Raw genomic sequence first — 24,975 nt, 5'->3', positions numbered from 1 at the left:
TACAGGTAAAAAGGGGCGTGCTGATCGCCCCGGCATACGACCGGGCAATAAAAGGCTTTTTTAAGCGGTGCCTGCCCGGTGAGTGGTGACTACAATCATCAATATCCTCCAGCAGATTTTCTACTTAACTCTATTTAGCAATAGTTGGTCGGGCTTTTATTATACGCATAAAAAAAGCAGATCAAATGATCTGCTTTTTTGGGAATCTGGTGCCCAGGAGAAGACTCGAACTTCCACGCCCTTTCGGACACTAGCACCTGAAGCTAGCGCGTCTACCAATTCCGCCACCTGGGCATTATCTTCAAGTTGTATTACGCTGAACGTGCAAGGATGAATCGTAATGATTTGGTGCCCAGGAGAAGACTCGAACTTCCACGCCCTTTCGGACACTAGCACCTGAAGCTAGCGCGTCTACCAATTCCGCCACCTGGGCCTTGCCGTTGCCGTTTAACTACTCAACGATGCGGCGCATGATAGAGATCAGCGGGTAGGCTGTCAACCATTAAAATAAGCCAGGGCAAGGGGTAGGGGGTGTTACTGATCTTGAAGTGAATTGACTTCAGTTAACCGAAGTTAATCGGGCCTTTTTGTTGGGTGGGTGTGCCGTTTCAGGAAGCCATCATGAAGATAGAAAGTGTTGCGCCCGGAGATAAAAAACGGGGGCGAAAAATGCCGGTAAACAGGATTCACAACATGATTTGCAAAAGAGTGGCTGCATGAAGTTATCCAAAAGAGAGTATCAGCTGGTTCAGAGTGTTCTGAATCAATGGATCAGGAACCAGCAAATCGAAACAGAGCAGGCCGGACAGTTGGCGGACTCCCTGGAAGTCAAAACCTTTGATTGGCAGCTGCTGGCCCGTTATGCCTTTTGGGGAGCGGTGGCCTGTGTGCTGGCATCCCTTTCCGCCGTAATGGCCGATGAGCAGTTAATGGCATTAATCCAGCATTTGTTTAATGCACCGGATGGTGTGAAGAGTGCAGGGTTTATGGTGTTGGCAGCGCTTTTCGTAGGAGTTGGACTAAAGGTACAGAAGCGGACGCCTGAGCGTGTTCTGGTTTTTGACGGGATTTATTTTCTGGCAGTGGTAGGGATTGCCATTGCCGTGTTTTTTCTGGGAAAAGCTCTGGATACCGGTTCCGGTCACTTCTCCCTGCTGATTTTACTGGCCTCTCTGGTGTACCTGTTGCTGGGTGGGTGGCTGGTGTCCCGGCTGATGTGGTTTTTTGGTCTGGTTGCTCTCGGGGCCTGGTTTGGAACGGAAACCGGCTACCAATCCGGATGGGAGTCCATGTACTGGGGTATGAATTATCTGCTGCGTTATGGGGCTTTTGGTGCTCTGTTGCTGGTGTCAGCGATGATGATTCGTGGTCGTCTTTATACCTTGCGCCGGGTTACCGAGGCCTTAGGACTGTTGTGTCTGTTTGTTTCTCTCTGGGCGCTTACCCTGTTTGGCAATCAGCCTGATCTGGAGTTTCTGACCCATTGGCAGGCATTGCCATGGAGTATTCTGCTGCTTGCGGTGAGTATTCTGGCCATGACAGTGGGTCAGAAGGCCGATAATGAATGGATGAGAGTCTTCGGGCTGTCGTTTCTGTTAATCAACCTGTACACCCGGTTCTTTGAATATTTCTGGGGCGAGATGCACGAGGCGCTGTTTTTTGTTCTGCTGGCGCTGGCGCTCTGGCTGCCAGGGCGTTATGCCGAGCGATTATGGTTGCTCGGCAAACCGCCTGGTTAAAAAAGACGCTTCTATCCTTTCATGGCTGTTGTCATGGTCTGGAACCACATCATCTTGCTGAGGTCGCCGGAGGCAACAATATCTTTCTCCTGAACACCCCGCATAAACGCTTCCTGGGCATTTCTGGCAGTAAGTATTTCAAACCCTTTGGCGGCACTGGAAAAGGACAGCTCAAACGTGGGCTGTTTGGCAGGTCCGGACACCGGCTTCACGCTGTTGTCTTTCACGATATAGTGGCGGGCGACACCGTCCTGACTGCTCAGCTGGAAGGTGAGGTCCTGGTTTTCCAGGGTTTTTCTGAACGACGGTTTCTTGCGACTGGCCCGCTTCATCATAAAGCCTAGGGTCCATAACAGCAGTCTGAACTTCACAACATAATCCTTCTGATGTCTTTTGAGTAATTCTTCTTGTGAACAGGGTGAGGTCTATTCTGGTATTCAGGTCCACTTTGCAGTGTTGCCTGAGCAGTGGTTCTATTACGTGTCTGAAAGCCCTGGAAAAGCGAGATAATTGATATTCCAGTGAATGGGTACACCCGGGGGAGGTGATGCCTGGTTTGTGTGAAAGCGATTTTTCCATCATCCCCCCAATTGATAACGATGAAAAAATGCTTTCACAGCCAATGTTTAACGGGTTTGCCTGTCTGGGTTGGTCAGTTTACGGCTTCCTTAAGTGCCTTGCCGGGCTTAAAGGCGACGGTTTTGCTGGCTTTGATCTGAATGGTTTCTCCAGTCTGGGGGTTTTTCCCCTGACGGGCCGCACGACTTCGTTGCACAAATGTTCCAAAGCCCACCAGGTTCACGGTGTCTTCAGACTTAAGGGCACCGGTGATGGCATCAAGAAGGGCATTCAGAGCCAGTGAAGCCTTGTCTTTACTGATATCTGCTTCGTCGGCAATGGCATTGATCAGTTCAGGTTTGCGCATAGTGGTTACACTCCGTTTTGTTGTTCTTTTCTCTTCCATTGGGGCTCAAACAAAAACAGACTAAAACACTGCCGGGTTTTGAGCAATAGCCAGAAGGGTCTTGTGGCTTGTATTTCAGGAAAATCGATGGTTTTCCTTATTCAGCGGATTTCCACCATCTCAAAATCGTCTTTGCCGACCCCGCAATCCGGGCACTGCCAGTCTTCGGGAACATCCTCCCAGGCGGTTCCCGGAGGGATGCCGTCATCGGGCCAGCCTTCGGCTTCGTCGTAGGTGAATCCGCAGACAATGCATTGCCACTTTTTCATAGTGCGATCCTCACGGTTGCAGGCTGTGGTGGCCACTGGCACAATTTATGGGCTTTGCTGTGACAGACCACTGGGTAAATCCTATATGAATAACAACATAAAGCAGAGCAAAACAACCCTGTCTGAAGTGGCTCTTTCTACAATACCGTTTGCCACTGCCATGTAATCTCAGAGCCCGGCAGCTTGCTGTTGTCTGCCGGGCAGGAAGTACTGTTAATGCCGTTTGTTGATTTTTCCGATATGACCTGGCAGCCCGAGCCCTGTCAGAAGGGGAGTGCTGACAGAATACCCTCCGGGCTCCGGGAGATGCTGCTGGATCACACCTCTCTTACCCAGCGGCTCAAGCAGGTGCATAAGGGCGCCTTTTTTGTCCGGGTGATCCGCCACGAATGGTTGGAACCAACAGCCTCTGAGAGGGCCTTTCTGAACTGTGGAGAAGGTTCTGCCAGTGTCCGCGAAGTGTTGCTATTTGGTTCTGGCAGGCCAGTGGTGTTTGCCCGAAGTGTGCTCCCTGCATCCAGCCTGGAAGGGGACAACCGGGGGTTGCTGACACTGGGTGACCGGCCTCTGGGGGAGTATATTTTCAGTCAGCCAGGCCTGCGTCGTGGGCCCATTGAAATTGCGGAAATTCCCGCCCGGCAGTTCAACCTCCATCTGGACTTTGACTATGGGGATGAAAGCGCCTGGGGAAGGCGTTCCCTGTTTTACCTGAATGATTTGCCCATTTCAGTGTGCGAAGTCTTTCTTCCACAGAGCGGTCGTGGTTAGAATGGGGCCAATGCCTTGGCCGCCTGTTTTCAGTTCCACAGGCTGGCAGTAGCGGTATTTTCATCGAAAATAGAAAAGAGAGCGCATGAAACTGTTACCCGCCATGACAGGCTCTGAAAAATTAATCACCCTATTGGATCAGCATCTGCCCCGTTGGAAGGATTTTATTCAGCTGGCGCGCCTAGACCGCCCTATTGGGATTTATTTGTTGCTCTGGCCTACCCTGTGGGCGCTTTGGTTCGCGGCAGATGGCATACCAGGCATCCACAATCTGCTGGTTTTTATTTCAGGGGTCGTTCTGACTCGCAGTGCTGGCTGTGTGATCAACGATTATGCGGACCGTCACTTTGACGGCCACGTCACGCGTACTCGAAACCGGCCATTGATTACCGGAAGAGTGAGCCCGAATGAGGCCCTGCTTTATGCTGCGGTTATGTTCCTGCTGGCCTTTCTCCTGGTATTGACCACTAACAGCCTGACTATCGGGCTCTCGTTTGGGGGCGTACTGCTGGCCTGCGCCTATCCCTTTGCCAAACGGTATACTTATCTGCCACAGGTGGTGCTGGGAGCGGCCTTTGGATGGGCGATCCCCATGGCCTATGCCGCAGAAACCACCGCCCTGACCACTCAGACCTGGTTGCTGTTTACGGCCAATTTGCTCTGGATCGTAGCCTATGACACGCAATACGCCATGGTGGACCGGGAGGATGACCTGAAAATTGGCATCAAATCCACCGCTATTTTATTTGGTGAAATGGATAATCTGATTATCGCCACCTTTCAGGCTATGATGCTGGTTGCCATGGTGATGCTGGGTATGCAGCTGGAGCTGGCATGGCCCTACTACGTCTCTTTGCTATTGGCTGTCGGGGGCTTTGTTTTCCAGCATAAGCTAACCAGGGATCGAGATCGCGATCACTGTTTCAAGGCCTTTCTTTCCAACCATTGGGTCGGTCTGACGATTTTTCTTGGGGTGGTGTTTTCGGTATAGGCATGGGCTCCCGTGGATTTGTATTCTATACCAGACTTTATTGACAGACTGGGCTTGCGGAAAAAGGGGGGAAATAAGAGCTAGAGTCGTCATCCGGATCTTCTCTAGTATTTTGGCTCTTGGAGAGGTTAAAAGGTTGGCACCTTTCATTTTGCACTTTGGGCCAAGCTCCCCAGGGCCAGGGAATACCGTAGCGGTACTTCGTCATAAAAGCATATTTTAAGGCCTCTTTATTTGAGAGGGGTCTCTGCCTGCTTGTCAGTTCATCCATTGAAAAGTCCGTTGTTGTTGAGTTTGAATGAGCCTCTTCTTCAGGTAGAGGGAAGGAACTACCAGCTTCTTCTGAAAAAGAGCTGGTTGGTGCTGGATTTTGTTCAGAATAGAACATTGACCCCGGATTGGATATTTCTCTGCCTTGTTCTATTTCTGCAAGGGTCACGGTTGCAGTAGGCGTGGATTTTTTTTTGGGTCTACCCCGTCGAGACTGTTTTGCTGTGTGGGTAGAAAAGCCTGGAGCAGTGTACTCATGCCACGTCAGTTGCCCAGTTTCCTGATAGGGGGAGGGGCGCTCTCTGTGTCTTCGGGGAGAGCGACGTTTCTGTTTTGAGCTGAATGCAGTGTCTTGTTGTTGGTTTAGATGGTTAAGGTCTGCCTCAGTCAAAGATGGATAATAATTAGATAGCTCAGAAGGTCTTGGTATCCAGAACGGGTTTATAGCACTGGCTCCGACAAGTCCTGGTTGCTCTGAGGCAACTAAATTTTGATACTGTATCCATGCATAGACACTGTCTCTATCCAGGTTGTATGTACAGATGGCATCTTCGATTTGCGGCGGGGTAGCCAGGCCATTGGATTGATATAACGCCTCCAGTATGAGCTCAGGTTGGAGCTGATTATCCACAAACGAGGTTTCACTATTCGTACTCCTGTCAGCACCATGTAATGGATACACAGTAATAATACGTTGCTCTACAGCAGGGAGTGGGTCTATCACTCCCATGGCAGGGAGTATTAGCCAGTCTATGCCTGATCCTGTTATTGAATACTTGGAAGGTGGGTTATCTGGGGTTAAGTCGACCTTCCTTGAAACCCCGTCATGAAAATCATTGGTAACCGGATTGGCCCGGCTTTGTATAACAAAACCTTGAAGTGCTTCGGTAACATAGCTGGTTATATCATCACCACCAGTGTTTACGCGCGGTGGTAGAGTGGCAGCTTGTATTAAAGGAGAGGTGGTTTTTACCCGAAGACGGGGCTGCCCTTTACTGAACTTGCAAACCAGGCTGTCAGCAAAGAGTTTCTGGCAAAATGGAGAAGCTTGCTTGGCTTCCAGCTTATACTGAAATAGGAGAACTACTTCAGCGTTGTTGAAAGGGGGGAGTCGCTCGATAATGACTTCGTTCTGGTTTGGGGGCTCTATAGATAATGGCTCTGTTGAAAAAAAGGGTGAAGATAGAAATAGGGGCTGGACAGGACTCGAAAAAATCACCTGCGGGTTATAGGAAGGTGCTGATTCCTCTCTATTGGGGGCAGAGAAAGGGCTCATTTGAAATTCGCAGTTAACCCCTTCATTGAACTGCCAGCAATTGCCATAATTGCTGTCCAGAAGTTGTATCTCTGTTCCGGAAATCCTTATATCTAATGTATTTCTGTCTGTATGGGGAGTCCCAAATGATGCCCCAGGGGCAGAGACATGAGAGAGCAGTAATAACATAAACAGATATCTGAAACGGTCTGGGAAGTGCTGCGTCGCTATCATATGAGGATACTGAATTGTATTAGGCCAATAGTGCTGGTGTCAGGTGTACTTCATTCTTCGTCGGGCTCGAAATATAGATGTTATTTAGTGTGGGCCTCAGACGTTTTCGAAATAGAGTGGGTTATCCTGTGACGAAAAAACAGGCAGCGGTAAGAAGGCTTTCATATCAGGCCATTGCCTGTTATTTCTCAGATTGTCATTTATCTGTAACAATCGGCGGGTGTAATACCTGTCGTATGGATGAGTGAGTAGGAATAACGGGTCATACACCTTAACAGTGATCATATTATCTCGGGGTAACGGTCATGTCTGGCAAAACAATTCTAATTGTGGATGATGAAGCGCCGATTCGGGAAATGGTGGCGGTGGCCCTGGAGATGGCCGGTTACCAATGCCTTGAGGCGGCTGATGCCAGACAGGCGCACACCCTGGTGGTGGATCGCAAGCCGGACCTGATTCTGCTGGACTGGATGCTGCCGGATGTTTCCGGCATTGAGCTGGCCCGTCGGCTTAAGCGGGATGAACTGACGGCGGAGATCCCGATCATCATGCTGACCGCCAAAGGTGAAGAGGACCACAAGATTCAGGGACTGGAAACCGGGGCTGATGATTACATCACCAAACCGTTTTCTCCCAGAGAGCTGGCGGCCAGGTTGAAAGCGGTGCTGAGACGAGCCCGGGGCATGGATGATCAAACATCTATCGTCGTCAAGGGCCTGGAGCTGGATCCAGTGAGCCACCGGGTCAGTATCGATGGCAAAGCCGCTGAGATGGGGCCCACTGAGTATCGCCTGCTCCAGTTTTTTCTGACTCACCAGGAACGGGCCTATACCCGTGGTCAGTTGCTTGACCAGGTCTGGGGTGGCAATGTCTATGTGGAAGAACGTACCGTGGATGTCCATATACGTCGACTGCGCAAGGCTCTGGGCAGCGATTATGAAAATTATGTTCAAACCGTCAGGGGAACGGGGTATCGTTTTTCTACCCGTGCCTGAAGCATCACGATCCTCTTACCGATGATGCGCAGGTCATCAGCAAATCACCCGCTTGTAAAGGGAAGAGCCGGAATTGAATGTGGCAACCTCTATCAGATCGTATTTTACCGGTCGACTGTTGTTGGGGCTGGCTTTGGGTTTTTCCGCAGGTTGGCTTGCCGACCGGGTTTTCCTGGGGCTTTTTGTGGTGACGGTGCTGTATCTGGTCTGGAGCCACCGTCAGTTGTATCGGTTAATTGGCTGGCTTGACAAGGCCTCCCATAAAGACATTGAGCCCCCGGAAAGCAGCGGCGTCTGGGGTGAAATTTTCGATGGTATTTACCGGATCCAGCGCCGGCAGAAACGCTCCCGGCGACGGCTGGCCAGTGTCATTGAGCGCATTCAGGAGTCTACCGCGGCGCTGAATGATGGCATCGTGATGGCCGACCAGCAGGGTTGCCTGGAATGGTGGAATCGGGCTGCAGAAGAGCTGCTCGGCCTGCAGATGCCCGATGACCAGGGGCAGCTATTGACTAACCTGGTTCGGGATCCACGGTTTGCCGGTTACATGGAGCATAGCCAGAACCGGGAGCCGATTCAGATTGTGTCTCCGGCCCATGAAAACCGTCAGCTTCAGATTGCCATTACGGTGTATGGGCAGGGTAACCGGTTGCTGCTGGTGCGTGATGTCACTCGGCTGCAGCAGCTGGAAACCATGCGAACCGATTTTGTGGCCAATGTTTCCCATGAACTCAGAACGCCCCTGACGGTCATTGCCGGGTACCTGGAAACCCTGATTGATGGCGTTGAGCATCACCCTGATACACCTCCGGTGTGGAACAGGGCATTGAACCGCATGCAGGAACAGGCCTTGAGGATGCAGGGGTTGATTGCGGATTTACTTCTGCTGTCCCGACTGGAGGCAACAGAGCCGGAGGGGGATAAACAGAAGGTCAGCCTCAAGCCGCTGCTGGAAGGGATTGCTGAGGATGCCCGGGCGCTCAGTGGTGAAGAGCAGCACCAGGTCTCTCTGGAGTGCGATGATGACGCAGCCATGGTGGGAGACAACGTTGAACTGCGCAGTGCTTTTGCCAATCTGGTCTTCAATGCCATCCGTTATACGCCGACAGGAGGAAAAATCCAGATACGCTGGTGGCAGGATCAACAGGGTGGACATATGATGGTCCAGGACAATGGCGTTGGTATTGATCCGGTTCATATCCCCAGGCTGACCGAGCGGTTTTACCGGGTGGATAAAAGTCGAAGTCAGGCTACCGGGGGGACCGGGTTGGGACTGGCTATCGTCAAGCACGTGCTGTTAAGGCATGATGGTCGTATCAGCATTAGCAGTCATCCAGGCAAGGGCAGCCGTTTTGTCTGTCACTTCCCTTTATCCAGGCTTGCCTCGCGGACTGTGGAGGGTTGATGAGGTTCAGCTGTTTTTTGAAAGCACTAAAATAATTTTAATTAAGGCTTCCTCAAAGTCCCATTAAATGTCTTTTATTCTGAGGGTGGCCACTGTTGTGCAGCATGCAGGATACGTAAAATGCGGACAGTGGTGCTGTCTTCTTGATATACGATGATGTAGTTCGCCCAGGCAACCAGTTCCCTGGTGCCTTTCACACGGCCTGTCTTTCCCATTTTGGGAAAATCCATAAGTTTTAGTACTTTGGACTGAATATCATCTTTGAGTTGTTGAGCTGCAGCAGGGTTATCATCGGATACGTAGTCAATGATGGCTAAAAGATCATTGCGAGCAAGCTTCAACCACTCGACTTTATACACGGCGTTTTTTCCTCTCGATCAGCTCCTGAGCTTCGTCCATCACATCTTCGTGGGCTAACGTTTCTCCGGAAACGGATAGCGCTTTTTTTACATTCTCACGGAACCAGGCATCGTGCGCTTCTGGATCTGAGGTCAGTCCAATTGGCAAGCCTCCTTCTTTGGTTATTCGGGTCAATAAAATCCGGACTGCATCTGAGAGGGTTAAGCCAAAATTGGCAAGCTTTTCTGTCGCTTCAGCTTTCAATTCATGATCTACACGAACATGCAGCATTGTAGTATGAGCCATAATCATATCCTCTAAATTGACAACATATTTACTATAGTGTCTCATTTGAGATACGGTCAAGGCTGTATAGAAATAGTAGATACCATTTTCCGCTGAAATCAGAAGGGCTCTCCCGGAGCCCTCTGAAATTAAGTCACCCTAAAAGTCGTACCGAACCTGGGCCTGGAGGCTGTCTGACTTGAATCCAGAGGCCCACCGGTGCTCATAGTTGAGCAACAGGCTAAGGTCATTATCCATCCAGTAGTCAACCCCCAGGCTGGCCATGTACGATGTTTTCTCTGGCTCCACTCCAAGGGTGCGCAGAGTCAGGGACTGGTTAAACACTTCGGCAGTGATGGTGGAATCGACGGTATCCCCAATGAAATCATGGAATACCATGAGGCTGGCCTCTGGCAACAGAGTGCCGTTGTCCAGTTCCACCAGGTGACTCACACGCACTCCGGTTCCCAATTCAAGGACATTGAAATTATCGGATTCAATATAGGCCGGTGTTGAGCCGTCACTGTAATTCTGGGTATAGGACTCAGTGTTCAGATGACTGTATTCCAGGCTGACCCGGGGCTCAACCAGGGTATCATTGCTATTGAACCACAGCTCCCTGCCAAGGGTGGTATGCAGCCCGTACTGTTTACTTTTGTAGTCAGCTGTCGCTTTTACACTGCCGTTATAGCTGGTGCTGTCGGTGTTGTTGAAGCCAATGTTGAGAACAGAGTCTACAAACCAGTCTCCATGCTGCCAGTCGCTGTATAGACTGAGCTGGTAGCTGTCGATATCACTGCTGGCTGAGGCGTTTTTCACATTAATATCCGCTTTGGCGTAACTGAAAGAGCCTCCCAGCGTGTAGGTATCACTCAGGTCGGTATCACCCCCCAGGCTGAATCCTTTCAGGCGACTCTTGTAGCCATTAAAGGAAACACCCTCACGGCTTTGAGCGTCCTGGTCCGCTTCCGAAGCAATGGCCTTGAGCCAGATGCTGCCCTGGTCAAGCAGGTCGCCCGTGGCAATACCAGAGCGTCCCCCCTCACGAAGGCTGGCCAGGTGGGCCAGTACATTGCTAAACACTTCCCCTTGTATTTGCTCGACGGCGGTAATCACTGAAGTCAGCGAGTCGGTGCTGGGGTAGTGCTGTTTCAGGTAAGTAATTAATCCATTCACATCGGCGATTGCCAGCAGCTGCTCATTTTCCATAAAGTCCGCGGCGGCTTGTTGATCAAGGCCGTTGAGGTAGTTCTGAAGAGCCCCGGCCACCTGGGCTGCCGCAGTATTATTGCTGCCTTCTTCCACGGCTTTTGACAGGTCAGTGGTTGAAGTGGTCACATCCAGGTGCTGATCACCATTGTCCCCAGACCCAGTGGTGGTGAACAGGATGGAAGAAGAGGAGATCACCGGTGTACCATTGATTCCGCCTGCAGCTGTCAGCACCCGGTATTGTTCTGTACCGCCATAGGCGAAGTCTCCACGGTAGTCCGGCGTCACCAGAATTGTTGCACCATCCGTAAAGGTGGCGGTCGGGTTAGTGACGGTTACCAGCTCTGAATTCCCTTCTTCGCCGATTCTGATGCTCTGTGACTGAAGGGTTAGCCGTGCCGTGGTGCTGGCATGTTCAAAATTATTTTCTGAGCCCACAGAGACAGCCAGTGTTCCCTGTTGGTTCAGGTTTACCTCATAGGACACATTCTCGTAGGAAAAATTGTTACCTGCTGGAATCTCCAGTCGGCCAGTGCTCGTAATGGTTATGGCGCTGGCAGCAGCATTGGCGAGGAAGGCATTGTACTCTTCCTCTGAGTCAAACTGGGCGTAATTGACACCATTGATATTGCTATAACCGGGCTGAAAACCGGCAATATTGCCGGTTAACCGGGTGTTTCCGGTTACCTGTATGGACTGAACGCCTTCCACATCCCCATCCACCAAGCCTCCGGCCATCACAAAGGTGTTGTTGTTGCCTGAGAAATCGGTTTTGCCGGTAATGGTGCCGGTATTGATCAAGGTGTGGGCATCTCCTTCCACTCTAACGGCGTCGTCATTTACAGAGGTTACTGAACCGCTATTGGTTACCGTACCAATCACTCCCCCATCAAAGGTGCGAATATAGAGGCCGTGGTCATCCTGGGAAACAAGGGTTCCGGAGTTAACCACATCGCCGATGCTGCCATTTTTGGCAAACACATAAAGAGCATCTTCCAGAGCGTTTATGGTGCCTGAGTTGGTGACAGTGCCCACCTTTGCGCTGCCGTTATCATCCATGCCTATGTTTGTCTGGACAACCAGCCCCCAGTAGCCGGACTGAATGTCGCCACTGTTAGTGACTGAGCCAACAGTACTGTTTTCTCTGGCATAGACTTTCATGGCATCATCGTCTTCACCACTGATCATCGTGCCAGAGTTGACGACGCTTCCCACCGTACTGTTGCCGTAGAGGTTGATCATCATGGCGCGGGATGAATTGGATTCATCGGGCCTGATGTTGCCGTGGTTTTCGATCGCACCGGCCTGGCCGTTACCATCAAGGGTTACTTCTATGCCGTCTCGACCTACGATGATTTCCCCCCTGTTGATGATATCCCCAACAATGCCTGTTGCCCGCTGCTCATATTCGCCTACCTTGATCCCATCCTCCTGGGACTTGATGGTGCCGGTATTAAGAATATTGCCGATATTGGACTGACCGCCTTCAAACTGACCACGGGCGTCTATGTAAAGACCGGTGTTGTCACTGGGCTCATTGATGGTGCCAGTTACAGTGACATTGCCAACCCGACCATTGCCGTTTTCATCGGGTGTGGCGTTGATGCTTACTGCCCCACAGGTTTCCCCCTGATCAGTGCTGATGGTGATATCCCCGCCTTCTGAATCAGGAGTGCCAGAGCATTGGCTGGCGGAGGTGGAGGTTGCTGATAACGTTGCAGCAGCGACAACAATACTCAGCAGTGACCGTTTGAATGTGTTTATTCTGTCCATGATGCTTCTTTTTTTTGTTGTCAATGTGTCTTTTGAGTATATAGAAGACACTGGCAATATTTCAAACGATTGTTTGATGGTGGTTTGCTGGGGGCTGGTAAGGGGCGATATGTATTGGAGGGGGGAATGAAAAAGGGACCCTGAAAGGTCCCTTGATCGAAAGACTGAAAGTAGAGAATCAGTCTTCCAGTTGTTCCAGGGCACAGTCCAGGCGCTTCTTGCCAGTGCGCTCCAGATAGGCCTGGAAGTCACGGGGCAGGCGGCCAGTGGTAGCGCCTTCCCACTGAACACGTTCACCGGCTTCGGTTTCGTATTCGAAGGTGTACTTCTGGATGTTGCGGCGACGCTTGGGAGCGTCTTCCAGATCCAGGCCGCCCAGGTCATTCATGGAAACACCGCGGTCAGCCATGATTTGCTTGATGGCTTCAATGCTGTCCATCTTGGCTTTACGCTTTTCTTCATCCTTTTCACGGGCCTGCTGCTTTTCATTCAGTACATCATGGAGGCGGGAAATAATACGCTCCAGATCTTCCGCATGGACGTCTTTGAAAAGGGAACGGATGCGGGTTTTGCTGCTCAGACGGTGAAGAACTTCTTCAAAGATATTCATTAACTTGGGACTCCGTGGTCTTGATAGAACTTCCAGGCTGGAATGCGAAATTGATTCGACTGTATTTATACAGCAAGGAATTTTTACATGGAAGCCTCATTATATAAATTATTAAAAGAAAGTGAATCAATTATCGTAAAATTTGGGTAATAATTCGTCACTTGTATCCATAAGAGAGTGATATTGAAAGTAATAGGGAGATGGAAGGAGCATTAATCAACAAGAACAAGGAGCCAGTTTATCAAATTGAAAAGCTCCGCTTATCGTTTAGCCCTTCCTGTTTCATACTCCTTTCGGGGTATGAAACAGGTCTGTTACTGACTCCTGAACCGTCAAATAGGTGTTGGCAGGGTATAGGTTTTTAATAGCGCTGAAAAATCCTGCAATACTTTTATGCCACTGGATTCTGCCTGGTGGCACCAGGACTTTAAGGCATGAGTTCTTTCCTTTAGACCTTTGCGGTTCAGCCATATGGCCTGAAGTTCTTTCTTTTTCTGATAAATCGTTTTCAGGACATGGCTGGCTTCAAGAATACGGTCTATCGCTTCATGGTGCTGATGAGCAAGAAGAGACTCTTCCCGGGCCAGAAGGTGTATAGCGGATCGGAGTAATCTGCGGGTGTTTGCTTCTGCTTTCTGGCACTCATGTTTCACCAAAGGGACGATAACCTGCCTTCGGTAGTGATTCATAATCTGAAAACGATTATTGATGACTGCCATAACGGTGTCATTATCAATGTGATTTTTGGTGGTGTCCTTGCTGGCCAGGGGCTGCAGGTGTTTCACTTTTGCCAGGCCAACCCGTGAAAACAAGCGTATCCACAGCTAGCCAATATCAATTTCCCATTTTCTGACCGATAACCGGGCAGAATTAGGATAAGTGTGGTGGTTGTTGTGGAGCTCTTCCCCGCCAATCAGGATTCCCCAGGGAAGAATATTCCGGGCGGCATCCTGGCACTCAAAGTTTCGGTAGCCTCGGGAGTGGCCAATTCCGTTTATGACACCGGCAGCGAAAAAGGGAATCCACATCATCTGGACGGCCCAGACGGTAAGGCCAATAACTCCGAACAGCAACAGGTCAATCATTAACATCAGGATGACGCCCAGGGATTTGAAGGGGGTATAGAGTTTTCTTTCAAGCCAGTCCCGGGGAGTCCGGTGCCCAAAGCGCTTCAGGGTTTCTGAATTTCCGGCTTCCACTTTATACAGCTCTGCGCCCTGCCAGAGTACCCTGGCGAGTCCTTTTTTGACCGGGCTGTGTGGGTCTTCTTCGGTTTCACACAGAGCGTGGTGCTTTCTGTGAACGGCCGTCCATTCACGGGTATTCATTCCTGTGGTCAGCCAAAGCCATAAACGAAAAAAGTGTTGCAGGACCGGATGCAGTTCCAGGGATTGATGGGCACTGAATCGATGGAGGTATATCGTGACTGAGAGAATGGTGATATGGGTGAGCAAAAGGGTGGTGGCCACCAGTGACCAGGGGGAAAGGGAAAGCAAACCTTCGTACCAGGATGAGGGTAAGGCCGTTAAAGAAATCATCTTAAGGTCCTCGAATAAGCTCTCCAGCAGTAACCGCCCACCGCTTGATTGTTATAAAAGTTACAGGCTTCCCGTGTCTGGAAATTATACCGGGATTAATAAGGCGATCAAAGTAACAGCAGGCTGCTAATACAGCCGACTGATTGTTGAGTGGTGATTAACAATGATCCGTGTTCAACAGACACTGACTGGATTGTGAAACCTTGTTACTTACTGCTATTTTCACTGCACTGCCAGCTCTGGGTGACCTGGTCATTTTCGAAGGATTCGATTTCAACATCGAATTGCCAGATCCGATGGATGTGTTTCAGCAGTTCATCGGTCTCTTTTCCCAGGGGCCTTCCCTGATGTTGATAGTGACGGAGGGTAAGCTTTCTGTCTCCCCGGATATTGACGTTATAAACCTGAATATTGGGTTCGCGGTTGCCCAGGTTGTATTGGGCGGCCAGTGATTCACGGATGGACTTATAGCCGACTTCATCATGAATGCTGTCCACTTCCAGATAGGAACGGGACTCATCATCCAGAACCGTAAACAACCTTAAATCCCTCATGACCTTGGGGGAAAGGAACTGAAGAATAAAACTTTCATCCTTGAAATTTTTCATGGCGAAATGAACGGTATCCAGCCAGTCGCTGCCGGCAATATCCGGAAACCAGTGTCTGTCTTCTTCGGTAGGGTTCTCACAGATTCTACGAATATCCATGAACATGCTGAAACCCAGCGTATAGGGATTAATGCCACTGTAATGAGGGCTGTCAAAAGGCGGTTGATAAATGACACTGGAATGGGAGTGAAGAAACTCCAGCATAAAACCATCAGAAACCTTGCCTTCATTGTAGAGCTCGTGCAGCAGATGATAATGCCAGAAACAGGCCCAGCCTTCGTTCATCACCTGAGTCTGTCGCTGTGGGTAATAGTACTGGGCAATTTTACGGGCAATACGGAGGATTTCCCGTTGCCAGGTTTCCAGCAGGGGGGCATTCTTTTCAAAGAAATAGAGCAGGTTTTCTTCCGGGTCTTTGGGGAATCTCACTTCGGTCTGCTCTTGTGTTTTTTCAACTTTTGGAATGGTGCTCCAGATATCATTCAGGGTTCGCTGAATGTATTCAGCCCTTTCATCCTGTCGGGCCTTTTCCTGCTCTGCGGACAGGGGCCTTGGCCGTTTATAGCGGTTAACCCCCTGATTCATTAATGCATGACAGGCATCCAGAATCTCCTCAACCGCTTCAATACCGTACTTCTCTTCACAATCGGCAATGTATTTTTTGGCAAACAGCAGATAATCAATGATGGACTCTGCATCGGTCCATGTTTTGAACAGGTAGTTACCTTTGAAAAAAGAATTATGGCCATAGCTGGCATGGGCCAGCACCAGCGCCTGCATGGTCAGGGTGTTTTCTTCCATCAGATAGGCAATGCAGGGATTGGAGTTGATAACGATTTCGTAAGCCAGCCCCATTTGTCCCCGTTGGTAACTCTGCTGGGTATTGAGAAACTGCTTGCCAAAACTCCAGTGGTTGTACATCAAAGGCATGCCGGTGGAGGCGTAGGCATCCATCATCTGCTCGGAACTGATGACCTCGATCTGGTTGGGGTAAGTGTCCAGTCGGAAGCGGTCAGCCAACCGGGCCAGCTCTTCGTCGTATTGCTGGATCAGCTCAAAGGTCCACTCCAGATCCGTGGAGATCAGTTCGTCGCTCATGCGGTTTCCTTTTTCTCAAACAGTTTGCGGAACACGGGATAAATATCCCCCGGGGATTTGATCTGCTGCATGGCAAAGTGGTCCTTGAACTGCTCGGCAACACTCTGGTATTCCCGCCAGAGGTTCTGATGGGCCCGGTCAGTGATTTCGACGTAACAGAAATATTGCACCTTCTGCATAATCTGTTCGGTCAGAATTTTGGTGCAGACACTGGAGTCTCCTTCCCAGTTATCACCATCGGAGGCCTGGGCCACATAAATATTCCAGTCGGCCGGGCTGTAACGCTTGTTGATCACGTCCCGGGTCATTTCCAGTGCGCTTGAGACAATGGTTCCGCCGGTCTCCCTGGAGTAGAAGAAGTCCTCTTCATCCACCTCTTTGGCGGCGGTGTGATGGCGGATAAACACCACTTCAATCTGTTTGTAGTTTCGCTGCAGGAACAGGTAAAGCAGGATAAAGAACCGCTTGGCCATGTCCTTGATTTCCTGAGTCATGGAGCCGGAGACGTCCATCACACAGAACATGACGGCTTTATTGCTGGGTGAAGGTACCTTCACCATGTTGTTGTATTTCAGGTCAAAGTCATCAATAAACGGCAGTTTTTTCAGTTTGCCGTTCAGTTCCCGGATGCGCTCCCTGAGGGCATCCAGGTGTTCCTGATTGGCTTCATCCGGACTGACTTCCAGCTCCCTGAGTTCTTTTTTCAACGCCCTGATTTCACGACGATCGCCGCCGGACAAAGCGATTCTGCGGGCATGGGCGGATTTCAGGGAACGGACAATGTTCAGGCGGTCTGGAGATCCAGCGGTGGTGTAACCGGCCTGCCGGATTTTGAATTCCGTCATGTCCTCAAGCTGTTTACGGACCAGATTGGGCAGCTCCAGGTTATCAAACATGTATTCCAGAAATTCATCGTGATTGATCTGGAAACTGAACTCATCCATCCCTTCGCCGCTATTACCTGCCTTGCCACGGCCTGACCCTGAACCACTGCCACCGCTTGGCCGCTTGATCCGGTCGCCTGTGGTAAATTCTTTATTGCCTGGATGAACCTGCTTGTAACGGCCACCCTGGCCATGGTGGAAAGAGGGCTCGGAGAGATCTTTGCGCGGGATGGTGACCTCACTGCCCGACACCACGTCGGTGATGGAGCGTTTGTTCACTGCATCGGAGACCGCTTTCTTGATGTGCCGTTTGTATCGATCAAGAAACCGCTGACGATTGACGGTACTTTTGTTTTTCCCGTTGAGCCGTCGATCGATGATGATGCTCATGAATACGCTCCCTGTATTATGCGACTTTTCTGACTGGAACCGGGGCTGAAACGTCATCCGAACCTGTTCAAATAAGCCGAACGCACTGCAGCGAAGAGTCCATTTCGCTGAAAACCCACTCCCATGCCAAGCATGGGAGTGGCTAATGAGTGCTATTTATAGAGTAAAGCCGGGTTACTGCGACTTGCGAACCCGGATATACCACTCTGCCAGCAGGCGAACCTGCTTCTCTGTGTATCCCCGCTCAACCATTCGCTTGACGAACTCATTGTGCTTGCGCTGATCCTCATTGCTGCCCTTGGCATTAAAGGAGATCACCGGCAGCAGGTCTTCTGTGTTGGAAAACATCTTTTTCTCAATCACAGTGCGCATTTTCTCGTAGCTTAACCAGCTGGGGTTCTTGCCTCCGTGGTTGGCCCTGGCCCTGAGGACAAAGTTCACCACTTCGTTACGGAAATCCTTGGGGTTGGCAATGCTGGCGGCTTTCTCGATTTTTTCCAGTTCATCGTTGATGGAAGAGCGGTCGAGAATATCGCCGGTTTCCGGATCACGGTATTCCTGGTCCTGAATCCAGAAATCCGCATAGGTAATGTATCGGTCAAAAATGTTCTGGCCATACTCTGAATAAGATTCCAGGTAAGCGGTCTGGATTTCCTTACCCAGTGACTCAATGTATTTGGGCGCCAGAAACTCTTTCACGTAACGGAGGTAACGTTCATGAACCTCTTTGGGGTACTGTTGCTGTTCAATCTGCTGCTCCAGTAAATAGAGCATGTGAACCGGGTTGGCAGCAATTTCCGTTGGGTCAAAGTTGAAGACTTTGGAGAGGATTTTGAAAGCGAAACGGGTAGAAAGACCTTCCATGCCTTCATCCACTCCAGCGGCATCTTTGTACTCCTGAAGGGGTTTGGCATTGGGGTCGGTGTCTTTCAGGTTTTCACCGTCGTAAATTCGCATCTTTGAATAAATGTTGGAGTTGTCCGGTTCCTTGATGCGGGACAGAACCGTGAATTTTGCCAGCATCTTTAAAGTATCGGGAGCACAGGGCGCCTCTCTCAGCGAACTGTTGGCCAGCAGCTTCTCATAGATCTGGATCTCTTCCGTAACCCGTGTGCAGTAAGGAACCTTGACGATGTTCACCCGGTCAATAAAGGCTTCGTTGGTCTTGTTGTTTTTGAAGGACTGCCATTCGGATTCGTTGGAGTGGGCCAGAATAACACCATTAAAGGGGATGGCTCCCATGCCCTCGGTGCTGTTGTAGTTACCTTCCTGGGTGGCGGTCAGCAGGGGGTGAAGCACCTTGATGGGGGCCTTGAACATTTCCACAAATTCCATCATGCCCTGGTTGGCGCGACAAAGAGCTCCGGAGAAACTGTAGGCATCGGGATCGTCCTGGGAATATTCTTCCAGCTGGCGGATGTCCACTTTACCCACCAGGCTGGAAATATCCTGGTTGTTTTCATCGCCGGGCTCGGTTTTGGCAATCGCGACCTGGTTCAGAATGCTGGGATGCAGTTTGACCACCTTGAATTTGGTGATATCGCCGCCGAATTCGTTCAGTCGTTTTACCGCCCAGGGTGACATGATGCCCCCCAGATAACGGTTGGGAATGCCGTATTCCTGTTCAAGAATCTCAGCGTCTTCGCTCGGGTTAAACAGGTTCAGGGGGGATTCATAAACCGGTGACCCCTTGATGGCATAAAGAGGTACTTTTTCCATCAGGGCTTTCAGACGTTCGGCCAGGGAAGATTTACCGCCACCCACCGGCCCGAGCAGGTAAAGAATCTGTTTCTTTTCTTCCAATCCCTGAGCAGCGTGTTTGAAGTAAGAGACGATTTGCTCAATGGCCTCTTCCATTCCATAAAATTCGCGAAAAGCCGGGTAACGCTTGATCAGTTTGTTGGAAAAAATCCGGCTCTGGCGTGGGTCTCTGGAAGTGTCGACCATTTCCGGCTCACCAATGGCCATCAGCATGCGCTCTGCTGCATTGGCGTAAGTGGCCGGGTCACTTTTGCACAGTGACAGGTACTCCTGAAGGGTGAGTTCTTCCTGCTGCGTGGATTGAAATCTCTGCTGATAGTTATTGAAGATGTCCATGTCTTCGCCCGCCTCTGTCTGATGTGTTTGGCCGATAGCCATGCAGAACCCGTTTTTTTCATACGGCTTGCTCTCACAGGAGCTATCGGCAGAGTCAGAACTTTGACCACATCTTTTATGATTTTTACAAAACCGGCACAGGTGACAATCGTTGGGTTAGATGGTCAGGTACCTGAAAGTGTCAATAATCAACAATGGATCAACATCTGCACATTTCCGTTGCAAAAACACAAGAGACATGACCCCGGGGCCTGCCAGTCTGCTCAAGAAATTCCTGTGTGATCAGTGGTAGAGGTCATAACCAGAGAAGGTCAGTTTACGGAAATCGACAATGAACGTTCTGCCTGTTGCGATACTGACGGTGCTTCGGCGTACAGGCAGAGAAAGGTGTTCCTTATCGCGCGTAACTATCCTTGTTCCGGCTAAGCGTCCAACACCCATCAGGCACCGGTCACTTTCAGCCCTGCAGGCTCCCGGCACTGCCAATTCTGCTTGCTACTGTGGAAATGCCATCCGTTGATTCCCTCTCACTTCCATGGTTCGGGGTAGCATTTCCTGCTCAAAGCGGTAATGGCAGCGCAATTTTTTCTTGCCCCAGGATTTATAATGTGGATTTTTGACTAGTTCTGCAACAACTGAATCATCGCATGTAGAAAACGGGTGGCTTCGCCACCGGTAACAGCCCGGTGATCAAACGACAGTGATAGAGGTAAAATGCGGTGGCATTCCGGTTTTCCGGCCACGCTGACGATCTCTTCTTTAAGCTGCCCAACACCGACAATACAGACCATGGGAGGGACAACAACAGGTGTTGCATACTTTCCGGCAAAGACACCGAAGTTGCTCAGGGTAATGGTGGCTCCCTGGAGGTCTGAGTTGGGCAGGCTTCTGGCTTTGACGCTCTCTTTGAGATAATTAATGGTTTCGCGCAGTTGTTTTTGGTCCATGTTATAGGCATCACGAATAACCGGAACGAAAAGGCCTTCTTCACTGTCTACCGCCAGGCCAAGCTCAACACAGTCATGGAGCTGGCGACTCATGCTGGCACTGTCAAACCAGGCGTTGAGTGCAGGCTCCTGCTGGCAGGCGTGGGTAATGGCCTGAATCAGTCGTACGGTAATGTCTTCTTTATCCGACCAGTGATTAATATCCGCATCATCAAACAACGTGACTGGAACGACAGAGGCATGGGATTCCGCCATGGTGCGAGCCATGTGTTTACGGACCCCTTTCAGGGGTTCCGGATTTTCCAGGGAATAGCTCTTCTGATCCATTGCACTGTTACGGTGCGTTCTTTTATCTGTCCCGGTCCCCTTAGAGAACGCGTTCAGATCCATATTCAAATCCCGGGCAAGATCGAGAAGAGAGCTTTGAGCGGTGGTCGATTCTGCTCCGTTATCGGGAGCGGCGCCGATGATGAAGGCGTCATCCTGTCCTTTTGAGCGGTCATCGCTGGCCAGCTTGCCCACTACCGTACCCGAATCTTCCTGATCTGAGACAAACTCCACCAGAGGTTCTCCGGTCAGAATCGTCTCTCCCGGCTGGCCACAAAGACGGGCAACGACGCCTGTGCAAGGGGCGGGTACTTCCACAATAGCTTTGGCGGTTTCCACTGAAACCATCATCTGGTCTTCCTGGACAGTGTCTCCTTCCTTAACATGCCATTCAACGATATCGGCCTCAGGAATCCCCTCGCCCAGATCGGGCAGATTAAAAAAGCGCATGGTCTGATCCTTTATTTATTTTTTTGGTGTGAACATGCTGCAGTTTTTCTTTCACTATGGGCACTGGCTTCTGCAGACATGCTCATTGTTCGAAGGGAGCGGTGATTGTTTTATGAAACCGCTCATGTCTTTGTTTATAACAACCACTCATGGCTGTTTTTATGAAAGCCACTGACTGCTGTTCAATGGCGGGCCAGAGTTCGGATAGCGGCCCTTACAATGTCATCGGTCTGGGGAAGATAATGGTCTTCCATCCGGTAGTAAGGCATAACGGTGTCAAATCCGGTGACGCGTTCAACCGGAGCCCTCAGGGCTGAGAAGGCTTTTTCAGAGAGGGTTGCGGCAATTTCTGCCCCCACGCCAACGCTTCTGCAGGCTTCATGAACAATGACACAGCGACCGGTTTTTTTGACGGAAGCCAGAATGGTGTCCATATCCAGGGGTTTGATAGAAGCTACATCAACTACCTCAGCGGAAATGCCGTGACTCTCCAGTGTACTGGCGGCTTCCAGGGTTTCCCGGATGGAGGCCCCCCAACTGACCAGGCTGACATCCTGGCCTGCCTTCAGAGTAAAGCAGGTGTCCAGTGGCAGTGGCTGGGTGGCAGCATCAATGGTTTGTTTAGTAGCTCGATAGATGCGTTTGGGTTCCAGGAAAATAACCGGGTCCGGTTCATTGATGGCTGATCTCAGCAGCCCATAAGCGCGAACCGGAGAGGAAGGGATGACTACCCGCAGCCCTGGTATATGGGCAAACAGTGCTTCAGTGCTTTCAGAATGGTGTTCCGGGGCGTGTATCCCGCCACCAAAGGGGGCTCTGAGGACCATCGGACAGACCAGGCGACCACGGGTCCGGTTTCTCATCCGGGCAGCGTGGCAGACCAGTTGCTCCATGGCGGGAAAAATAAAGCCCATGAACTGGATTTCCGCTACGGGTTTCATTCCCTGGGTGGCCATACCAACGGTCATGCCGGTAATTAGGGTTTCGGCCAGGGGGGTGTCCATCACCCGCTTCAGGCCGTACTTCTCTCTCAGGCCCTGGGTAGCCCTGAATACTCCTCCGTTGACGCCTATGTCCTCACCCAGAAGCACCACATCCGGATCATTTTCCATGGCATGATCCAGGGCCAGGTTAACGGCTTCCACCATGGTCAGTTGGTTATCCATGGGCATGCCCTCCTGATAATTCCTGGTGCTTGTCAGTCAATTGACGGCTTTTTATCTGCTGACGGCTCTCTTCCCGGGCAAGGGCTTCCTGTTTCTGGGCCTCAAGCTGGGCAGGAATGTTGGCATAGTGGTAATCAAACAGATCCTCTATAGCGGGCAGTGGTGTGCTCTGATACGCCTGGACGGCTTCTTCCACCACCCGGTCTGCTTCGGCCTTCAGGGATCTTTCTTTCTCTTCATTCCAGAGGCCCCGATGGTGCATAAAGTTGCGCAGTCGTTTGATGGGCTCCTTCTGCCATGCCCCCTTCAATTCTTCGCTGTTGCGATAACGACTGGCATCGTCAGCAGTGGTGTGATCGCAGAGACGGTAGCTGATAGCTTCAATCACCGTTGCCCCTTTGCCCTGTCTTGCCCGCTCAATGGCCTGTCCGATCACTTCGTGAAGGGCGATGACATCATTTCCGTCCACCTGCAGGGAAGGCAACCCGGCTGCAATCCCTTTTTGAGCCAGGGTCGGGGCTCCCGACTGGATGGCGCGGGGAACCGATATTGCCCACTGATTGTTATTGATGACAAACACCACCGGCAATTGCCAGGCGCCTGCCAGATTCAGTGCTTCTCCAAAATCCCCTTTGGAAGTGGCTCCGTCACCCAGAGCGCAGAGGGCGACTCTCATGGGATCACCGGCTTCGTGTCGAATCTTTATGGCACTGGCGATGCCTGCAGCATGGCCCGCCTGGGTGGCAATGGGTACGCAGTTTGGCAGGTCCTGGCCCCAGGCCGGGCTGGCGCTGCCCCGCTCATCCCCGCCCCAGTAAAGCAGCACATCACTTAACGGTATGCCCCGAGCCATCAGCCCGGGAAGGTCCCGATAGTAAGGGATCAATACATCTTCTTTTCTTAGCAATGTACCGTATACGGCACTGATGGCCTCTTGCCCGAGACAGGAAGGATAGGTTCCCATTTTTCCGGTTCGTTGAAGGGCTACTGCCTTCTGGTCTCCCTGGCGGGCAATGACCATGGTCCGGTAATAATCGATCAGGGTTTTATTATCATCCACCCACTGGGGCAGAGCTTTCAGGACTTCACCCTCAGCGTCCAGAAACTGCTCCACCGGGGTCAGGTTTAACTCATTGGTATGCATGAACAGGCTCCCTATGCGCTCATCTGACGGGTTTGATCACCGTGCACTATGGCTTCTGCCATCTGGTCAGCAATGATGCTGCCGGGCAGGCCTGCCTGCTGCTGCTGACTGAAGATCCGCAACAATGTGTCGTGTATCCCTCGAACACGCCTTTGCATATCCCCAGGGCTGCTTTTGAGATAAGTCATGGCAACAAAAATCAGGCCGCCGGCATTGATGAGGTAATCAGGGGCAAACAGAATATTGCGTTTGAACAGGGCGAAACCGTCTTCCTCCGTCTGCAACTGGTTATTGGCAGACCCGGCTATTGCCGCGCACTGGAGCTGATCAATGGTCTCGCTGTTGAGGATGCCGCCGAGGCCACAGGGGCTGAACAGGTCGCAGGGCGTGGCATGGATTTCGTCCGGGGCTACGGCGGTGGCACCCAATTCACGAACAGCGTTTTCAACTCGCTTCTCATCTATATCCGCCACAATGAGCCTGGCGCCGTCTCTGTGCAGAAGCTGGCAGAGGGCATAACCCACATTACCGAGACCCTGGACGGCTACGGTCACCCCTTTGAGAGTTTCCGGAAGATCCGGATGGGCTCTCAGGGAGGCCAGAATGCCGTAATAAACACCTTCAGCCGTGTACGGGGCAGGGCTGCCGCAATCGGTTGTACAGGTAACATGGCGGGTTTGGGTGGCAATGGTGTCCATGTCGGCGATGGAGGTGCCGCTGTCCATTGCGGTGACGTAACGTCCACCCAGCTCATTCAGAAACTGCCCGAATGCCTGGAAAAGCAGGGTTCGGTCATAGGGCTTTTCCGGCTCCATGATAACGGCTTTGCCGCCGCCAAGATCCAGTCCGGCCAGCGCGGCTTTATAACTCATACCGCGGGCAAGTCGGATAGCATCGTTGATGGCTTCCTGGGAAGAGGAGTAGGGAATGATCCGGCAGCCTCCGAGGGCGGGGCCTCTGCGGGTGCTGTGGATGGCAATGACGGACTGGAGGCCTGACGCTTCATCAAATTTGCAGTGAAGGTCATTAATGCGCGCCTCGGTCATCTGTCTGAACATGACGGGATCCTCCGTTGGTTCAGAGCAGCAGGCTCTGTTGTTTTTTACCATGCCTGGTCTTCCCCGGGGGTGAGGGGAAAGGTACAGAAAACATGGCCGTTTATTTTTATTTTTGGTTAATAGAGCATCTATCCTTTTTTAGATCATAAAGCTCTATCGGCT

22 protein-coding genes and 2 tRNA genes are annotated in these 24,975 nt (G+C 51.1%); 5 read left to right on the top strand and 19 right to left on the bottom strand.

The window, feature by feature from the left end; genetic code table 11:
• Positions 1-207: 207 nt before the first annotated feature.
• Together ACNRUY_RS03260 and ACNRUY_RS03255 are read right to left on the bottom strand one after the other, a co-directional pair.
• Positions 208-294, bottom strand: a tRNA-Leu gene (locus ACNRUY_RS03260).
• A 52-nt stretch (positions 295-346) separates the two neighbouring features.
• Positions 347-433 (bottom strand) — tRNA-Leu (locus ACNRUY_RS03255).
• 283 nt (positions 434-716) lie between these two features.
• Here ACNRUY_RS03255 and ACNRUY_RS03250 point away from each other — a divergent pair.
• Entirely contained in the window at positions 717-1,739 is a 1,023-nt protein-coding gene (locus tag ACNRUY_RS03250; protein WP_488110207.1) for a hypothetical protein, read from the top strand.
• An 11-nt stretch (positions 1,740-1,750) separates the two neighbouring features.
• Here the strand turns inward: ACNRUY_RS03250 and ACNRUY_RS03245 are convergent, their stop codons facing one another.
• From ACNRUY_RS03245 to ACNRUY_RS03235, 3 genes are all read right to left on the bottom strand, one after another.
• Positions 1,751-2,110: a helicase gene (locus tag ACNRUY_RS03245; RefSeq protein WP_488110206.1), complete on the bottom strand. Its 360-nt coding sequence runs from the start codon at positions 2,108-2,110 to the stop codon at positions 1,751-1,753.
• Positions 2,111-2,391: 281 nt separating this feature from the next.
• Positions 2,392-2,664 carry an HU family DNA-binding protein gene (locus tag ACNRUY_RS03240; RefSeq protein WP_488110205.1) on the bottom strand — a complete coding sequence of 91 codons (273 nt, stop codon included), beginning with the start codon at positions 2,662-2,664 and terminating at the stop codon, positions 2,392-2,394.
• Between the two features lie 140 nt (positions 2,665-2,804).
• Positions 2,805-2,972 (bottom strand): rubredoxin, encoded by a 168-nt coding sequence (locus ACNRUY_RS03235; RefSeq protein ID WP_488110204.1) that lies wholly within the window; start codon positions 2,970-2,972, stop codon positions 2,805-2,807.
• A gap of 216 nt (positions 2,973-3,188) precedes the next feature.
• Here ACNRUY_RS03235 and ACNRUY_RS03230 point away from each other — a divergent pair, with 216 nt between their 5' ends.
• Together ACNRUY_RS03230 and ubiA are read left to right on the top strand one after the other, a co-directional pair.
• A complete protein-coding gene (locus ACNRUY_RS03230; protein ID WP_488110203.1) occupies positions 3,189-3,740 on the top strand; it encodes a chorismate--pyruvate lyase family protein in 552 nt (183 codons plus the stop codon).
• Between the two features lie 85 nt (positions 3,741-3,825).
• Positions 3,826-4,731 carry a 4-hydroxybenzoate octaprenyltransferase gene (ubiA, locus tag ACNRUY_RS03225; RefSeq protein ID WP_488110202.1) on the top strand — a complete coding sequence of 302 codons (906 nt, stop codon included), beginning with the start codon at positions 3,826-3,828 and terminating at the stop codon, positions 4,729-4,731.
• 37 nt (positions 4,732-4,768) lie between these two features.
• Here ubiA and ACNRUY_RS03220 read toward each other — a convergent pair whose 3' ends face one another.
• Positions 4,769-6,445, bottom strand: coding sequence for a hypothetical protein (locus ACNRUY_RS03220; RefSeq protein WP_488110201.1), 1,677 nt, complete (start codon positions 6,443-6,445; stop codon positions 4,769-4,771).
• A 350-nt stretch (positions 6,446-6,795) separates the two neighbouring features.
• Between ACNRUY_RS03220 and phoB the strand changes: the two genes are divergently transcribed.
• Together phoB and phoR are read left to right on the top strand one after the other, a co-directional pair.
• Positions 6,796-7,485: a phosphate regulon transcriptional regulator PhoB gene (gene phoB / locus ACNRUY_RS03215; protein WP_488110200.1), complete on the top strand. Its 690-nt coding sequence runs from the start codon at positions 6,796-6,798 to the stop codon at positions 7,483-7,485.
• Between the two features lie 79 nt (positions 7,486-7,564).
• Complete coding sequence (gene phoR / locus ACNRUY_RS03210) at positions 7,565-8,890, top strand: phosphate regulon sensor histidine kinase PhoR (RefSeq protein WP_488110199.1); 1,326 nt, start codon at positions 7,565-7,567, stop codon at positions 8,888-8,890.
• A gap of 74 nt (positions 8,891-8,964) precedes the next feature.
• Here the strand turns inward: phoR and ACNRUY_RS03205 are convergent, their stop codons facing one another.
• The 13 genes from ACNRUY_RS03205 to ACNRUY_RS03145 form a co-directional block, all read right to left on the bottom strand.
• A complete protein-coding gene (locus ACNRUY_RS03205) occupies positions 8,965-9,249 on the bottom strand; it encodes a type II toxin-antitoxin system RelE/ParE family toxin (RefSeq protein WP_488110198.1) in 285 nt (94 codons plus the stop codon).
• Positions 9,242-9,535 (bottom strand): type II toxin-antitoxin system RelB/DinJ family antitoxin, encoded by a 294-nt coding sequence (locus ACNRUY_RS03200; protein WP_488110197.1) that lies wholly within the window; start codon positions 9,533-9,535, stop codon positions 9,242-9,244. The genes ACNRUY_RS03205 and ACNRUY_RS03200 overlap by 8 nt, the downstream gene beginning before the upstream one ends.
• Before the next feature lie 138 nt (positions 9,536-9,673).
• The gene (locus ACNRUY_RS03195; protein WP_488110196.1) at positions 9,674-12,496 is read right to left on the bottom strand and encodes an autotransporter family protein; all 2,823 of its coding nucleotides are present in this window, start codon (positions 12,494-12,496) and stop codon (positions 9,674-9,676) included.
• Positions 12,497-12,674: 178 nt separating this feature from the next.
• The gene (locus tag ACNRUY_RS03190) at positions 12,675-13,106 is read right to left on the bottom strand and encodes an H-NS family histone-like protein (RefSeq protein ID WP_488110195.1); all 432 of its coding nucleotides are present in this window, start codon (positions 13,104-13,106) and stop codon (positions 12,675-12,677) included.
• A 332-nt stretch (positions 13,107-13,438) separates the two neighbouring features.
• Positions 13,439-13,918 carry a DesA/ISL3 alpha bundle tail domain-containing protein gene (locus ACNRUY_RS03185; RefSeq protein WP_488110194.1) on the bottom strand — a complete coding sequence of 160 codons (480 nt, stop codon included), beginning with the start codon at positions 13,916-13,918 and terminating at the stop codon, positions 13,439-13,441.
• 12 nt (positions 13,919-13,930) lie between these two features.
• Entirely contained in the window at positions 13,931-14,644 is a 714-nt protein-coding gene (locus ACNRUY_RS03180) for a DesA family fatty acid desaturase (RefSeq protein ID WP_488110193.1), read from the bottom strand.
• A gap of 206 nt (positions 14,645-14,850) precedes the next feature.
• A complete protein-coding gene (locus tag ACNRUY_RS03175) occupies positions 14,851-16,350 on the bottom strand; it encodes a SpoVR family protein (RefSeq protein WP_488110192.1) in 1,500 nt (499 codons plus the stop codon).
• Positions 16,347-17,624 (bottom strand): YeaH/YhbH family protein, encoded by a 1,278-nt coding sequence (locus ACNRUY_RS03170; RefSeq protein ID WP_488110191.1) that lies wholly within the window; start codon positions 17,622-17,624, stop codon positions 16,347-16,349. Before ACNRUY_RS03170 ends, ACNRUY_RS03175 begins: the two co-directional genes overlap by 4 nt.
• Positions 17,625-17,798: 174 nt before the next feature.
• Positions 17,799-19,721 carry a PrkA family serine protein kinase gene (locus ACNRUY_RS03165; protein ID WP_488110268.1) on the bottom strand — a complete coding sequence of 641 codons (1,923 nt, stop codon included), beginning with the start codon at positions 19,719-19,721 and terminating at the stop codon, positions 17,799-17,801.
• A 620-nt stretch (positions 19,722-20,341) separates the two neighbouring features.
• The gene (locus ACNRUY_RS03160) at positions 20,342-21,445 is read right to left on the bottom strand and encodes a dihydrolipoamide acetyltransferase family protein (protein ID WP_488110190.1); all 1,104 of its coding nucleotides are present in this window, start codon (positions 21,443-21,445) and stop codon (positions 20,342-20,344) included.
• A 182-nt stretch (positions 21,446-21,627) separates the two neighbouring features.
• Positions 21,628-22,611 (bottom strand): alpha-ketoacid dehydrogenase subunit beta, encoded by a 984-nt coding sequence (locus ACNRUY_RS03155; protein ID WP_488110189.1) that lies wholly within the window; start codon positions 22,609-22,611, stop codon positions 21,628-21,630.
• Positions 22,604-23,755 carry a pyruvate dehydrogenase (acetyl-transferring) E1 component subunit alpha gene (pdhA, locus tag ACNRUY_RS03150; protein ID WP_488110188.1) on the bottom strand — a complete coding sequence of 384 codons (1,152 nt, stop codon included), beginning with the start codon at positions 23,753-23,755 and terminating at the stop codon, positions 22,604-22,606. Before pdhA ends, ACNRUY_RS03155 begins: the two co-directional genes overlap by 8 nt.
• Positions 23,756-23,766: 11 nt before the next feature.
• Positions 23,767-24,813, bottom strand: a complete 1,047-nt coding sequence (locus ACNRUY_RS03145) for a Leu/Phe/Val dehydrogenase (RefSeq protein WP_488110187.1) — start codon at positions 24,811-24,813, stop codon at positions 23,767-23,769.
• Positions 24,814-24,975: the final 162 nt, after the last annotated feature.

The organism is Endozoicomonas sp. Z74 (assembly GCF_057680865.1).
This window is presented reverse-complemented; position numbering and strand designations above follow the sequence as displayed.

What these genes read in the sequence shown, in the direction of transcription:
- ACNRUY_RS03250 (WP_488110207.1), top strand. Translation starts at nt 717, where the DNA reads ATGAAGTTATCCAAAAGAGAGTATCAGCTGGTTCAGAGTGTTCTGAAT.
- ACNRUY_RS03240 (WP_488110205.1), bottom strand. Translation starts at nt 2,664, where the DNA reads ATGCGCAAACCTGAACTGATCAATGCCATTGCCGACGAAGCAGATATC.
- ACNRUY_RS03235 (WP_488110204.1), bottom strand. Translation starts at nt 2,972, where the DNA reads ATGAAAAAGTGGCAATGCATTGTCTGCGGATTCACCTACGACGAAGCC.
- ACNRUY_RS03230 (WP_488110203.1), top strand. Translation starts at nt 3,189, where the DNA reads ATGCCGTTTGTTGATTTTTCCGATATGACCTGGCAGCCCGAGCCCTGT.
- ubiA (WP_488110202.1), top strand. Translation starts at nt 3,826, where the DNA reads ATGAAACTGTTACCCGCCATGACAGGCTCTGAAAAATTAATCACCCTA.
- ACNRUY_RS03220 (WP_488110201.1), bottom strand. Translation starts at nt 6,445, where the DNA reads ATGTTATTACTGCTCTCTCATGTCTCTGCCCCTGGGGCATCATTTGGG.
- phoB (WP_488110200.1), top strand. Translation starts at nt 6,796, where the DNA reads ATGTCTGGCAAAACAATTCTAATTGTGGATGATGAAGCGCCGATTCGG.
- ACNRUY_RS03200 (WP_488110197.1), bottom strand. Translation starts at nt 9,535, where the DNA reads ATGGCTCATACTACAATGCTGCATGTTCGTGTAGATCATGAATTGAAA.
- ACNRUY_RS03195 (WP_488110196.1), bottom strand. Translation starts at nt 12,496, where the DNA reads ATGGACAGAATAAACACATTCAAACGGTCACTGCTGAGTATTGTTGTC.
- ACNRUY_RS03190 (WP_488110195.1), bottom strand. Translation starts at nt 13,106, where the DNA reads ATGAATATCTTTGAAGAAGTTCTTCACCGTCTGAGCAGCAAAACCCGC.
- ACNRUY_RS03180 (WP_488110193.1), bottom strand. Translation starts at nt 14,644, where the DNA reads ATGATTTCTTTAACGGCCTTACCCTCATCCTGGTACGAAGGTTTGCTT.
- ACNRUY_RS03175 (WP_488110192.1), bottom strand. Translation starts at nt 16,350, where the DNA reads ATGAGCGACGAACTGATCTCCACGGATCTGGAGTGGACCTTTGAGCTG.
- ACNRUY_RS03170 (WP_488110191.1), bottom strand. Translation starts at nt 17,624, where the DNA reads ATGAGCATCATCATCGATCGACGGCTCAACGGGAAAAACAAAAGTACC.
- ACNRUY_RS03165 (WP_488110268.1), bottom strand. Translation starts at nt 19,721, where the DNA reads ATGGACATCTTCAATAACTATCAGCAGAGATTTCAATCCACGCAGCAG.
- ACNRUY_RS03160 (WP_488110190.1), bottom strand. Translation starts at nt 21,445, where the DNA reads ATGCGCTTTTTTAATCTGCCCGATCTGGGCGAGGGGATTCCTGAGGCC.
- ACNRUY_RS03155 (WP_488110189.1), bottom strand. Translation starts at nt 22,611, where the DNA reads ATGGATAACCAACTGACCATGGTGGAAGCCGTTAACCTGGCCCTGGAT.
- pdhA (WP_488110188.1), bottom strand. Translation starts at nt 23,755, where the DNA reads ATGCATACCAATGAGTTAAACCTGACCCCGGTGGAGCAGTTTCTGGAC.
- ACNRUY_RS03145 (WP_488110187.1), bottom strand. Translation starts at nt 24,813, where the DNA reads ATGTTCAGACAGATGACCGAGGCGCGCATTAATGACCTTCACTGCAAA.